This is a genomic window from Bacillus sp. JJ675, from assembly GCF_036963165.1.
Taxonomy (GTDB): Bacteria; Bacillota; Bacilli; order Bacillales; family Bacillaceae; genus Bacillus; species Bacillus glycinifermentans.
In genome coordinates this window covers 44840-58778 of record NZ_JBALMR010000084.1, presented here as the reverse complement: position 1 = coordinate 58778, position 13939 = coordinate 44840, and the positions used below count along the sequence as shown (strand labels likewise).

Here is a 13939-nt window from a genome sequence, read left to right as displayed (position 1 = left end):
AGGGAAAGTCTGTCAATTAATGTTGCGCAGATGGTACATTTTTTGAGAAATTCATACCGAATTTGTCGATGACAAAAAGAAGAAGCGCTGTCGTCATCCGACAGCGCTTCACATTTAATTTAAGGTTTTTCATTTATATACAGCTTGCCCTTTGCCGTTTTTCTTGCTTCATTCCCGTAATCATCGCGGACGATGACTTCGATTTCCGCTCCCTTTGCTTTTGAAGCCGAGGTGGCGGTCCAATAGCCTTCATACTTGCCCTTCGACACTTCTCTCAGCGGAAGTTCAGTCACGTTTTGCGCGGCTGTTTTTACGTTGGTCAGCGGCATCCTGATGACAAACACGGCATCCAAATCGGCGCTGCTTTCAAACTCGATTTTTACAGTTTCTCCCGTTTTCAGCTGCCGATCTTCATCCGGCTTTAAATTTGCAATGTTCGGCGCTTCAAAGTTTACATCGATCGTCCGTTTTTTGGTCGTTTTATTTCCCGCCGTGTCAGCCGCTGTCACTTTGATTTCGTTTTTCCCGTTGTCCAGGAGAATCCGGGCCGAATATTGGCCGTTTTCAACTGTTGCTTTTTTGCCGTTCACTTTCACCGAATCCAAATTATCGTCTGAGACGGTGCCTTTTACAGTTACGGTTTCTTTGTTAAGCTTCGATCCGTCTTCAGGCGAATCAATGGAAAGCCGCGGTTTTGTCTGGTCAAGTATGATCCGCACCGGAGATGAGGCATCCGTCGTTCCCGAAGCCGCGGAAGCTTTGGCGGTTATGACGTTTTCCCCTTTTTGAAGCTCGATTTCTGTTGAAAATGTACCGTCTCCTGTTGTTTCTGCAGTTCCGATTTCTTCCTTGCCGTTAAACAGATGCACGGTCGTTGTCGGAGAAGACGTTCCTTCGATGACGACTTTTTTCTGATTGGTGACCAGTCCGTCTTTCGGCGATGTGATAACCGGGACTGATACCTCGTAGTCGACGAGGGCACGGATCATGAAATTGCCTTGTTCTGCAGGCGTTTTCGACCAGGCGCCGTCCGTAAATTGAAAGCTCCGTCCAGAGTATTCCCCGTCTTCGTCAGTGGCGAGGCCAGGGGAATGATCCATATCGTTCGTTTGGACATATACGAGATAAAAATCCTTCCCGACGATAATGCCCTCTTCGCTCAGATCAACCTCGGTCCAATCGCCGTTCCGCAGCGCTTCACCCTTGAACGGGCCGGCGATTTTTTTGCCCGGAGATCCTTTGTCGCCTGACGCATCATAGACTTCGACCGCAAAATCGGTGCCGCCCGGATCCGGAAAATCGGCTCCCCAAAATTTAAATCTACCGCCTTTCAGCATCGCTTTTTCCTGTCCTTTGTCGAGCGTCATTTTGACGGCGAACGCATTGCCTTTGTCATAAAAAGCATAAGCGTTTTCTGCGGTTCCGTCATCATAGCCGATTTCTCCCGGATAGCCGAGATAAGGGTCGAGCTCAATGTCTTTTGTGACATCGCCTTTTAAGTCAACCGTAAATTCGCTGCTGTAATACCCTTTCGCCCCGACTTTTACCGTGTAGGAATTTTCGTAGGCCGTTATTGAATACTTGCCGTTTTCATCGGTTTGCACCGGTTTGACGGCCGCATCTTCAAGGATGTACAACTTTGCGTTTCGAACGGGTTCTCCGGTTTTTTTGTTTTTCACAGTCCCCGTGATCGTGCCTTTTTTCAATTCCTTCAGCACGAAGTCGGCGGCTGTCGTCTTATCAGCCTCAATGGTTACGGTTTGAGCGCTTGACTCATATCCGTACGCCTCGGCTTTCATCGTATACGTTCCCGGCGAATGAGCCATGCTGTATGATCCGTCAGCTTGGCTTGAGTATGTCGATTTTCCCGTTTCGAGCACGCTCACCTTTGCCCTGAGCGGAAGCACAGCCGGTAACGCTTTTCCGTTCTGCTGCCCGCGCACGATGGCATCAGCAGGTTTCGCTTTTTTCGGATCGATCGTCTGCTTTTTCGAATTTCTGTCCTTCATGCCCGCTGAACGTTTTTCAACGCCTAAGCGGCTTTTCTTGCCGACGCCTTTCGGTTCCTTGATGAGTTCGACATCATCGATGTAAAGGCCGTCTTTTGAAATGCTGTCGTCAGATTGAAGGTTAAACATGATTTTGATCTTCTGCCCCGCGTATTGTGACAGATCGATTTCTTCATCCATCCAATCAGGCGTCACGCCATTGAATTGAATGACCTGCACCCATTCTTCTTTACCTTCAGGCTGTATGAAAACGAAGCCGTAGTCAAAGTCCTCTTCAAATTCATGCCAGTACTTAAAATGAAGAAACAGCTTTTGATTTTTTGGCACGTAGACCGGAGGCATCAAAAGATTCATATTGGCTGAATCGTCATACGGCCCTGTCAAGTTTGTCGCGTATACCTGCTTGCCTGAGGCGGCTGATTTCGGACCTGACTCCGGGACTCCCTGCTGCCACGAGTTTTTTTCGCCGTAGCTTGACCATCCGAGCGCAGGCTTTTCAAAATCTTGTTTATAGCCGGTTGACACCGCCGGGGATATCGGTACTTCATATACGTCAGATTCCGTTTGATTTCCGCCGAAGTCCGTAACGATCCACTTATAGGTGAGGACTTTTCCTTCCAAAGAAGGAATGACCGCTTCATACGAACCTTTTTTATGGTCGCCGCTGATTCGCTTCGCATCTACCGTCTTCCAATCGGAAGAATCCGTTTTATAGCTCAGTTTGACCGAGATGATGCTGACGTCATCTTCTGCTTCAGCCGTAAACGGAATATCGGCGCCTGCAAATACCTCTTTTTGCGCTTCATGGCTTACGGACGGCGGCTTTTGGTCTTCCCCTTCTTTTCCGACTTTGCCTTCGGCTTTGCCGAGTCCTACCGTGACGGCTGATACCGCTTCATACGCATTGACGAGCCCGTGGCCGTACCCGTTGTTCGGTGATTCGGTAAATTTGCTGTCAGTCAAAGGTGTTGCCGTATCCATTAAAATCTGCTCAATTTCATCGACGGAAAGCGATGAATCTGCTTGTTTTAAAAGTGCTGCAACCGCCGAGACATGCGGCCCGGCCATTGAAGTGCCGTCCCAGCCGTCTTGATATCCGCTTCCCGGAACCGATGAACGAATGTTTACGCCGGGGGCGGTGATTTCGGGTTTTGTCTCATCATAAGGGGACGGACCAAGCAAAGAAAAGTCGCCCAGTTTCTTGTTGATGTCTGTCGCACCCGTTGCAAACGCCTCCGGATAGTTTGCCGGGTTTGCGATTGAAGCCGGGCCTCCCGGGTTAAAGAAATCGACATTGCCTGCGGAAAATTCAGGGAAAATGTCGGCGGCTCTCCACGCTTTAACCATGTCCCTGTACCATTCATCAAGACCGGCATTGCCTGCCCAGGAATTATTGACGACATCCGGAGCCATTTCAGGGTGCGGATTCCCGTCTTTGTCCTTAGGCGCCAAAATCCATTCCCCCGCCTCGAGGAGATCCTCATCTGTTCCGCCATCCTCGGAAAAAGCTTTCACCGCAATCCAGGCGCAACTCCGATCTGATTTTTGCCGCCGGGCTCTGAGCCGACCATTGTGCCTGTTACATGCGTTCCATGCTCAAGGTCGTCGTAAGGCTCTGATCTTCCGGCTGTTGCGTCAAACCAGTTGAATTCGTGATCTGGACTGTCAGGATGCGCCGGATCGTATCCGCGGTACTTTTCTTTAAGCGCCGGGTGATCCCACTGAACGCCCGTATCGATGGAAGCGACGACGGTTCCACTTCCGTCATACCCTGCCTCCCATGCTTTCGGAGCGCCGATTTGATCAATGTTCCATTCGATACCGTCACTGGCCTGGACCGATTTTTTGCTGACGGACTTGTTGACCGGTTTAATCAGGTGCCTCGTTTCATTCGGAAGCACTTTTTCGACTTCCGGAAAGGAAGCCACCTGCTCCATCACGTCTTTTGTCGCCTTGACCGCCATTCCGTTCACGATGTAAAATGAGCGAATATCTTTTGCTTTGCCTTTTTTCGCTTGCTTTTTTAAATAGCTTTGAAGATGGCTTTGCGTCTCATCCGCTTTGATTCTTAATGACGAAACAATTGCTGAGCGTTTTTGATATTCCGCTTTCACCGAGCTCAAAGATTTCGATTTTGCTTTCTTTTCCGCCTGTTTCGCGACTTTTTGCGTGTCGACTTGATCTTTCATTTTAATCAAAAACGTGACTTGATCTTCTTTTTTGAATTGTTTGACAAGAGATGACGAAATTTTTTTCTTGGTGGAAGCATTTTGTTTTGCTTGTTCTTTGTAAGAAGTGAGCGGTGATGCCGATTCTGCGGCAGAAGCGGCGGGCATCAGCATAGATGCGGCCAGAAGCCCGCTTAACATGGAGCAGAAGGCCTTCTTTTTCAGCTTTCTTTTCAAATGAAATCCCCCTTTTTCAATTAAAATGCGTAAAAGCAGACATCCCCCTCTCGTTTGTAATGTTTTGTCTGACCGGGTTGTTCATTTAAATATAGTAAATATTGGTTTATTTTTTTGTCGTTATTTGTCATGGCTTTTTAAAATTAGTTAAAAAAAGACAAAACCGGTAAAAGGTTTTGTCTTTTTTGAGAAGATATTTATTTCTTGGCCTCTTTGAACGCTTTTAGCGCATCGACCAATCCGTATCCATACCCGTTGTTTGGCGAACTTTTAAACGTTTTGTCCGTCAGAGGCTTCGCCGTTTTCCGCAAAATGCGCTCGATTTCATCAACGGTGATGTTCGGATCGGCTTGCCTCATTAATGCAACAACGCCTGAAACATGCGGAGTTGCCATCGATGTGCCGTCCATCGTTGCGTATCTGTGTCCCGGATAAGCTGAGCGGATGCTCACGCCGGGAGCGGAAAGGTCCGGTTTGACTTCATCGTATGGAGATGGCCCCTGCAATGAAAAATCGGCTAAAGCATTCGTACTGTCAACCGCTCCGATTGCAAAAGATTCCGGATAGTTGGAAGGATTTTCGACAGATCCAGGTCCGCCCGGCTCGGTTTCGCTCACATTCCCAGCTGCAAATACCGGGAAAATATCCGCCGCACGCCAAGCCTTCACCATGTCGCGATACCATTCATTAAGCCCGCGTTCGCCGGCCCAGGAATTATTGACGACATCCGGAGCTTTTTCAGGGTGCGGTTTCCCTTTTGCATCTTTCGGCGCCAAAATCCATTCGCCCGCTTCTAAAAGGTCTTTTTCACTTCCGCCCTCTTGTGAAAAAGCTTTGACAGCGATCCATTTCGCAGTAGGTGCAACACCGATCTGGTTTTTTCCGCCTGATTCTGATCCGACCATCGTTCCGGTCACGTGTGTGCCGTGGCCGAGATCGTCGTATGGCGTTTTTTTATTGCTTGTGGCGTCAAACCAGTTATATTCGTTGTTCGGGCTGTTCGGCTTTGAAGGATTATATCCGCGGTATTTTTTCTTTAATGCCGGATGATCCCATTCAACGCCGGTATCGATCGATGCGACGACAGTTCCTTTGCCTTTATACCGTTTTTTCCAGACATCAGGTGCATGCACTTGCTTGATGTTTGCCGCTGCCTCGGAAGATGAAGCTTTCGACGTTGTATCGATTGCGGCTTTTTCCGTTTCGCTCAATTTGATCGTTTGATTTGGAAGCACCTTCTCCACTTCTGGAAACGCCGCTATTTTTTCCATCACTTCTTTTGTGGCCGTCACCGCCATTCCATTTACGATATAAAATGATTCCACCTGCGATGCGGCACCTTTTTTCGTTTGTGTCTGCAAATACGTTTTCAAGTCTTTTTGCGTGTTTTCGGCTTTTGTCTTTAAAGAGGTGAGAACCGCCGAACGTTTGAGCTCTTTTACCCTTTTCTTAGTCATAATGCTCGCCTTGGCATTCGTCTCTGCCACTCGTGCGGTATGCTGCGGATTGGCCTGATCTTTCATTTTAATTAAAAATGTGACCTTTTCGTTTGATTCAAAGTCCTTGTAAAGAGAGTCTGATATTTTATTATGTCCTTTCACGTCTTTCCCCGCTGTGCCGCCGTCGGCTTGAACAGCCCCGGGCACCAGCAGTGCACCGATAATTGCCGCGCACGTCAATGTGCGATATATTGGCTTTTTCTTCAACTGGCATCCTCCTTTTACATTGCGAATCTAGTCGCGATTTGCCGCTTCTTGCATTTCTATGTCTAGAAAAAAGAAGGCATCTATAATGTAAAAGAAAAAGCTCGTAGATTTTGTCGGTTTTTGTCACCGTGCTGCAATTGATCGATAAATTGATACTTTTTACGCATCCGCATTTTTACGGTATAGTCCGCCGTACTTGCCGGCGTCGCGTGATTTTAGGCAGAAAGGCAGTGTTGAGCGGCAAGCCTTTTGTTCTGGTTGTTTCGGGGGAATTCAATGGAGTTTCAATTTTAAAAGGCTGCTGAACGGATCAGCAGCCTCTCGTTTATTCATTAGCGTTTATTGCGGTTTCTCAAGAAAGTCGGGATGTCAAGCGTATCCTCAGCAGGCTGGGATTGGCTGCGGTGAGGCATGCTGACCTGTTCGTCGCGCTTCGGTTCGCGCTTCGGAGCTGGCTGATGCTGTTTAAAGCCTTGGTTTAAAGGTCTGTTCTGCGGCTTTGCTGAATCCGGCTCCTGTTCGATAAACCCGGTCGCAATAACGGTTACGACAATCTCGTCTTTTAAGTTTTCATTGATGACAGATCCGAAGATCATGTTGACGTCCTGATCTGACGCAGCAGCGACGATATCAGCTGCTTCCTGCACTTCATACAGGCTCAGGTTCGTTCCGCCCGTAATGTTCATGAGGACGCCTTGTGCGCCGTCAATCGCCGTTTCAAGAAGCGGGCTGGAAACGGCTTTTTTAGCGGCTTCGGCAGCGCGGTTTTCGCCTGTGGCGATACCGATACCCATCAGTGCAGATCCCTTGTTTGACATGATCGTTTTGACATCGGCGAAGTCAAGGTTGATCAGTCCCGGTGTTGCAATCAGGTCTGAAATGCCCTGAACACCTTGGCGCAGGACGTTATCCGCTTCGCGGAACGCTTCAAGCATCGGTGTATTTTTATCAACGATCTCAAGAAGTCTGTCATTCGGGATGACAATCAATGTGTCGACAGATTCCTTCATTGCCGAAATGCCGCCTGCAGCTTGAAGCTGTCTTTTTCTTCCTTCAAACGTAAACGGTCTTGTCACGACGCCGACAGTCAGAGCGCCGAGGTCTTTGGCGATTTGAGCGATAACCGGTGCGGCTCCTGTTCCTGTTCCTCCGCCCATTCCGGCTGTAACGAACACCATGTCAGCGCCTTTTAACGCTTCTTCGATCTGTTCTTTGCTTTCCTCTGCCGCTTTTTTGCCGACTTCCGGATTGGCACCGGCGCCGAGGCCGCGCGTCAGCTTCGCGCCGATCTGCATTTTCGTTTCCGCTTTTGAAAGGTTAAGGGCTTGAGCATCGGTGTTGACCGCGATAAACTCGACTCCCTGAACGTCATTTTCGATCATCCGATTGACGGCATTGTTTCCGCCGCCACCTACTCCAATTACTTTAATCGATGCTAAGCCGTCTATATTTGTTTCAAACTCTAACATGCTATATCCTCCTAATCCGTCGAATGACTAATCTCTATTCCCAAAAGAAGTTAAATATTTTCTTCATTTTGCTTTGCTTTTTCTCAGGTTGAGCCTGCTGCTTGGATTTTGGCTTCGGACGCTGCTGCACTTCTTTCTGGTGAGTTGCCGCGACTTCCTGAACCGCTTCCGCCGGCATTTTAAAGCCTACTTTTCTGCCTTGGATTTTTGCGTTCCGGTATGCGAATTGGATGAGCCCGACCCCTGTCATGTATTGGGGCTCCCTCACGCCGATATAATTCGGGCTAGCCACTCTGACGTTGTTTTGAAGAACTTCCTGTGCGAGGCTGAGGACACCCGGCATTCCCGCCTGTCCGCCCGTAAGGACGAACCCGCCGGGCAATTCTTTAATCCCCATGCTCCGAAGCTCTTCCGCCACAAACAAAAAGATTTCCTCGAGCCTGGCTTCGATGATGTCAGCCACTTCCCGCTGGGTAAACGTCTGTTTTTGGTCTGTCCCGATCACGGCGACCTCGAATGCTTCCTCGTCTGACGCCTCTTCGTAGAAAGCATGTCCAAACTGTTTTTTCACCCTCTCAGCCTCATCCGTAGACGTGCGGAGACCGATCGAAATGTCCTTCGTAATGTTTTCGCCCCCGAGCGGAACGACGCGGGTTGCGAGCAGATGGCCGTTTTCAAATACGGCAACCGTCGTCGAGCCGCCGCCGATATCGATTAAAGCCACCCCGAGGTTTTTTTCGTCCTTCGATAAAGCGACAGATCCGGCAGCCAGCGGCTGCAGGCATATATCCGTAATTTCAATTCCCGCCCGTTCCACGCAGCGGAGCAGGTTATGTAGAATCGTTTTTGAACCGGTGATCAGCGAGCCTTCAACTTCAAGGCGGACGCCGAGCATCTTCTTCGGATCCGTTATGTCGCCTCTTCCGTCAACGATAAATTGCCGCGGAATCACATCGACAATCAGCTGTTCTGGAGGGATGGAAACGACTTGGGCCGCCTCCATGACCCGGCGTACATCTTCAACGTGTATCTCCTTGTTTTCGCTTGAAACCGCCACAACCCCGTTCGTATCCTGGATATGGATGTAGTTGCCGTTAACGCCGACAATGGCGTGTCTCAGCGGAAAACCTATCATTCTTTCAGCTTGTTCAAACGCTTTTTTTATAGAATGAACCGTTTCATCTATATCAACGATTGATCCTTTTTTCAGCCCCTCTGAGGGAACATTTCCGACTCCGATAATGTTAAGCGATTCATCTGACATTTCACCGACGATCACTTTTATATTGGACGTACCGATGTCTAGACTGACGTAAAGTTCATTGTTGTTCATTCTATGGCACCTCCTCACATTTCAGTCAATTCTATTCTATTATTTGCCGAACAACAATACAATGAATCTGGTTTTACAAGTGTGTAACAATAAATAACGAACCAACACGCTTCTGTTTAGTTTTTAGGATTACTGTGAATATTCGTTATATCCTATGTATATCCTCTTTTAAATCCGATTTTTTTTATTTTTTTCTCCTTGTGGCCGTCCATTTGGCGAGCAATATTCTTCTGATGACCGCTATGTTTTGAAACAGTCTGACGCCAAATGCGAACATGCCGACTAAATACAAGTCTACACCAAGATGAACGCCCAGAAAAGCCAAACTTATCGCGAGAATGATGTTAAAAAAAAAGCCCGACACAAAAACTAGTTCATCGTATACACATTGTAAATGGGCCCTTATTCCCCCGATCAGCGTATCAAGCGATGCGAGAATGGCTAAAGACAAATAATTCGAGTACTCTTCCGGAATTGTTAAGTTCGTGCTGAACCCGATGGCAATTCCGAGCAAAAGCCCTAAAACCGGAAGCCACATTAGGAATTCTCTCCTTTTGATTTTTCGAGCGGTTTCAATGGTGCCACTTGCATTTGACCGTCGTAAGCCTTGATTTTGATGCGTTTTTCAGGTCTGTTGATTTGCAAATCCAGATTTTCTCCCGCAAACAGATCTTGAAGGGATGAAGCATTCATTCGGCTATATAGTTTATCGGCGTCTTTCCCAATGACTTTTACTGTTATCGGATAGTTGTCCAATGGATAACCGTCTATTTTCGTCGTTCCATTGATGTCTCTGATCACGGTCGTATTGACAACCCTCCTGTCATTGATGGAAATGTCCTCCGCCTCATACATGTTTAATTCATTGATCAGCTTTTTCAAAAGATCAGGGGGCGGGTTTTTGAGGGGCTCTCCCGTTAATTCATCGGAGAACAGCCGGGAGATCGTGATCGTGATGCCGCTGCCGGTGACATCGGTGAAGCCGGCCTGTTTTTTTAAGTGCTGAAGGGTGTCATTCAGCGCTTTTGTCCGCGAATGGTCTTCCTCCCGGCTGTACGTGCCGAGCATGTTTTCGTATTTGTCGATTTCGCCGATCAATTCAAGCTGCTTTTTCTGTTCCTTTTTTAAATCCTCGCGAAGCTGCCAAATATCCCTTGTGTCGCGGACTTCGGGCTCCTTCAAGGAATTAAACTGTACGGCCAGCATGATCCCGAATATGAGCATCAAAGCGCTTAAACTGACGGAACGATCGTGTTTTTTCAAGATCCGCCCACCAACTTTTCTTCTTCATTCTCCTTGTTTCAAAAGAGGCTCCATCTCGATTTTATCTTTTTTCTCGATGCTGACTGAAACATGGTCCCGGGTCAGCTGGTCGACGATGCCTCCCTCTATGTTTAGCGCAGAGAACAGCACGTCTGCCTCCCCGATGGCCGAAACGACAAACGGAGCCGGATGCTGGGTGCCGTCAACCGTGATGACCGGTCCGTTGCAGGAAATATAGGAATGATGCGTCACGCGCTGTCCGTTAATCGATACAGCGGCCGCGCCTGAGATCCACAATTCATTCAGCAGGCGGAAAATGTGGCTTTCATGAACAATATAATTGTTTACATTCTCCCCTTCCGGCACATATGATGAATCTTTCAGCGTGACTTCAATGCCTTTTCCCTGAACGCCGATTTCGCCGACAAACATTCTGTATCTTTCAACATCTTCAACAATGTTGTAGTATTCCTTTTTCTCGTTTTTGAGCGATGCCTCTGTTTTTTGTACTTCCTGCTGTTTCTTGTATAATTCCTTTTCCAGCGCTTTGTTCTGCTTTTCCTCCGTTATCAGCCGGTCGCGGAGGGAATATTCCGTTTTCCAGTCTTCTGCGGCTTCTCCGCGGCCTTTGTTTTCTTTTGTGAACTGGTAGGAAAAAGACAAAAGGAAACCCAATACGAGCATGGCAAGTGAGAGGTTGACCGTATGTCTCTTCAACGTCCGTCTTCCTTCTTGCTGTCTTTGGATTTCTTTTGCAGAGATTCGAAGTATGCCGCAACTTCCAAATGGATGATGCCTTTTTCTCCTTTTGGAAGCTGGCTGACGATGGCGGGATAGTTCTTCATATTCTTCGCAAACGTTTTAATTGAAGCCGTGACGATGTAGCCGTCATTCATATAAAGCCTGACAAGCCAAGGGTTTGATTTTTGAGGGGCGTAGTCGATCTCAGAAATCGAATCCTTTACTGAATCAGGGAGTTTGTCAAGCTGTTTGGCCATTTGAACGAGCTTTTTGTCCTCCGTCCAGCCGTTCAATATCGGTCCGTTGTCAGTCGGCGTCACTTCTTCAGGGAGGACCGTCCCGTTTTCAAGCACCGAGTAATACACATTATGCTTTTGCAAAAACGCGATACTCTTATATTCTTCGATCGAGATTGCGATTTTGTTGGGCAGCTTTTTTGATACTTCGGCTTTTTTTATTAATTTATTTTCCTCCAGCCTTTTTTCGGTTTTTTCTTTACTGAGGCTCCAGAATTCCGTCTGCCCTTTATAGATTTGGGACTGTGAAATGACGTCGTCTGCCGGAACGTTTTGATTGCCTTTGATCTCGACTTCGGACACCTTGCTGATCGGGGTCTGAAGGTAGATGATGATCAGCATCATCGTAAAAAAAAGCAGAATAAATGTGATCAGCCGGCGGTTCGCCTTTTGCTTTCTCTGTTCTTTGATTTTTGGAATCCGCTCTTCTATATTTACTACTTTTTCCTTATCAATACCGGGTTTCACGTTGGGCTCACCTCAGGTTCAATCAAGCAGACAAAAAAACTTTTATTTGCTTATATTTATTCGGGAAGAAGACGCTAAGTCTCCAAACCTTGAAAATGAAAAACTTCCGTTAGCGAAACAAACGACATACTAAAGATGCCGTTTGTTTTTGTTACATTATATCATAAGGCGGTCTTGTCGTTTACCGTTTTTCTCCGACGATTTCAACTTCCGTGTGCATGTCGATATCGTATTTTTCTTTAATCGTTTTTTGGATAAACGCAATCAAATCAAGAACGTCTTTTGCGGTTGCGCCGCCTGCGTTGACGATGAAGTTGCCGTGCATTTCGGAAACCTTTGCTCCGCCGATCTGATGCCCTTTCAGCCCGGCCTGTTCAACGAGCCTTCCGGCGTGATCCGGGAGGGGATTTCTGAAGATGCTTCCCGCGCAAGGGTTTGAGACAGGCTGCGTTTCCTTCCGGTAGTCTTTGTTTTTTTGCATTTGTGCGACGATCGCATCGCGCTCTTTTTGTTCGAGCTGCAGAACCGCTTCAAGGCAAATGCCCGGCCGCTTGTTCTGCAGGATTGATGTGCGGTAGCTGAATTCCATCTCTTCGTTCGTCAGCCATTCCATCGTCCCGTCTTCAAAGAGAATCAAAGCTTTAACCAAAATCCGGCTGATATCGGAGCCGTGGGCGCCGGCATTCATGTATACCGCTCCCCCGACAGATCCCGGAATGCCTGAAGCAAATTCAAGGCCTGAAAGCCCTTTTTTGCTGATGCCAGTAGACAGCCGCACGACGGAATAGCCTCCGCCGACCGTCACCTGCTCGCCGTCGATTTCCATATGATCGAGCCCTGCTCCAAGCTTGATGACGACGCCCCTAATGCCTTCATCAAGAACGAGAAGGTTTGAGCCTCTGCCGATCGCCCTCCATTGGACGCCATGCTTTTTCACGACTTCCATCGTATCGCGGACTGCCTGAATGTCCTTTGGAATGACGAGACAATCGGCAGGGCCGCCGATTTTAATCGTCGTATGATTTGCGAGCGGTTCATTTTCCAGAACTTTGCCGACTTGAAGATCTTTTAATTCTTGTATCACCTTATCCATCGAAAAACCTCCAAAAACTCTTATAAACTTATTTCGCTTGCTTTAGTTCATTCAATACTTGATACAAACGCTGGGCAGCGTCTGGAACACCGAGGGACTTTGTACGCTCGCTCATCTCTTGTAACGTTTCTTCGTCTTGTAAAATATGATCGATCGCCTGAATGAGCCGCTGTCCATTAAGCTCTGATTCTTTCAAAACGACTGCGGCGTTCCGGTCGCCGAGCGAGCGCGCATTGACTTCCTGGTGGTTGGCGGTAACATACGGGCTCGGAATCAGGACGCTCGGAATGCCGAGCGCGGTGATTTCGGCGATGGTCGTCGCACCGGCCCGCGCCACGATGACATCCAGCGCTTTTAAATATTCCGGCATTTGATGCAAAAACGGTTTGACGGCCATATTTTCGGCCGCGCCCTGTTTATTTAGCTCTTCCGTTACTTTATCATAGTGAACTTCCCCTGTAACATAAAGAACTTGATAATCCCGTGTTTTGAGCTCCTGCTGCATGCCGATCACAGCTTTGTTGATCGGAGCGGCGCCGCGGCTTCCTCCGAAAATGAGAACCGTTTTCTTGTTTTCCTGAAGCCCGAGGGACTTGAGAGACTGGGCCCCTTTTATTGAGACGACTTCAGAGGCCCTCGGGTTTCCGGTGAATACAACTTTTTCAGCCGGAAAATGTGCTTTTGCCTCTTCAAAACAAATGGCTACCTTATCAACATATTTGGATAAAAATTTATTGGTGAGTCCCGGAAGGCTGTTCTGCTCGTGTATGATCGTCGGAATTCCCAATTTCGAAGCGGCATACACGACCGGTCCGCACACGTAGCCGCCCGTTCCGATCACCGCATCGGGCTTAAAGCGTTTTAGCTCCTTCTTGCACTCCTTGACTCCTTTTAAAAACCGCATCACCGTTTTGACGTTTTCAAATGAAAGCTTTCGTTTAAAGCCCGTGATATCAATCGCTTTAAAAGGGATGTTTTCCCGCTCGACGATATTTTTCTCAAGGCCCTTCTCTGTTCCGATGTACAAAAACTCCACGTCGGGATGGTGCTGTTTGACTTCTTTAATAAATGCGAGGGCGGGATAGATATGTCCGCCCGTTCCGCCTCCGCTTACAACGATCCGCATCTGGTTTCCCCCTCATTTCTTATGTACATG

Annotated in this window: 9 protein-coding genes and 1 pseudogene; all 10 read right to left on the bottom strand. The window is 47.9% G+C overall.

Features of this window, described 5'->3' with window-relative positions; genetic code table 11:
• Positions 1 to 119: 119 nt before the first annotated feature.
• Positions 120 to 4414 (bottom strand): annotated as a pseudogene (locus V7126_RS20385) (S8 family serine peptidase).
• Positions 4415 to 4611: 197 nt separating this feature from the next.
• Entirely contained in the window at positions 4612 to 6120 is a 1509-nt protein-coding gene (locus tag V7126_RS20380) for a S8 family serine peptidase (RefSeq protein ID WP_175076838.1), read from the bottom strand.
• 332 nt (positions 6121 to 6452) lie between these two features.
• Positions 6453 to 7589, bottom strand: coding sequence for a cell division protein FtsZ (gene ftsZ / locus V7126_RS20375; RefSeq protein ID WP_046130721.1), 1137 nt, complete (start codon positions 7587 to 7589; stop codon positions 6453 to 6455).
• A 34-nt stretch (positions 7590 to 7623) separates the two neighbouring features.
• Positions 7624 to 8922, bottom strand: a complete 1299-nt coding sequence (gene ftsA / locus V7126_RS20370) for a cell division protein FtsA (RefSeq protein WP_046130722.1) — start codon at positions 8920 to 8922, stop codon at positions 7624 to 7626.
• Between the two features lie 184 nt (positions 8923 to 9106).
• The gene (locus V7126_RS20365) at positions 9107 to 9460 is read right to left on the bottom strand and encodes a small basic family protein (RefSeq protein ID WP_046130723.1); all 354 of its coding nucleotides are present in this window, start codon (positions 9458 to 9460) and stop codon (positions 9107 to 9109) included.
• The gene (locus V7126_RS20360; RefSeq protein ID WP_175076839.1) at positions 9460 to 10185 is read right to left on the bottom strand and encodes a DUF881 domain-containing protein; all 726 of its coding nucleotides are present in this window, start codon (positions 10183 to 10185) and stop codon (positions 9460 to 9462) included. The genes V7126_RS20365 and V7126_RS20360 overlap by 1 nt, the downstream gene beginning before the upstream one ends.
• 24 nt (positions 10186 to 10209) lie before the next feature.
• A complete protein-coding gene (locus tag V7126_RS20355; RefSeq protein WP_396335469.1) occupies positions 10210 to 10869 on the bottom strand; it encodes a DUF881 domain-containing protein in 660 nt (219 codons plus the stop codon).
• Between the two features lie 29 nt (positions 10870 to 10898).
• The gene (locus tag V7126_RS20350; protein WP_046130726.1) at positions 10899 to 11690 is read right to left on the bottom strand and encodes a cell division protein FtsQ/DivIB; all 792 of its coding nucleotides are present in this window, start codon (positions 11688 to 11690) and stop codon (positions 10899 to 10901) included.
• Between the two features lie 181 nt (positions 11691 to 11871).
• A complete protein-coding gene (gene murB, locus V7126_RS20345; protein WP_046130727.1) occupies positions 11872 to 12783 on the bottom strand; it encodes a UDP-N-acetylmuramate dehydrogenase in 912 nt (303 codons plus the stop codon).
• Positions 12784 to 12811: 28 nt separating this feature from the next.
• Positions 12812 to 13909, bottom strand: coding sequence for an undecaprenyldiphospho-muramoylpentapeptide beta-N-acetylglucosaminyltransferase (gene murG, locus V7126_RS20340; RefSeq protein ID WP_175076841.1), 1098 nt, complete (start codon positions 13907 to 13909; stop codon positions 12812 to 12814).
• Between the last annotated feature and the right edge of the window lie 30 nt (positions 13910 to 13939).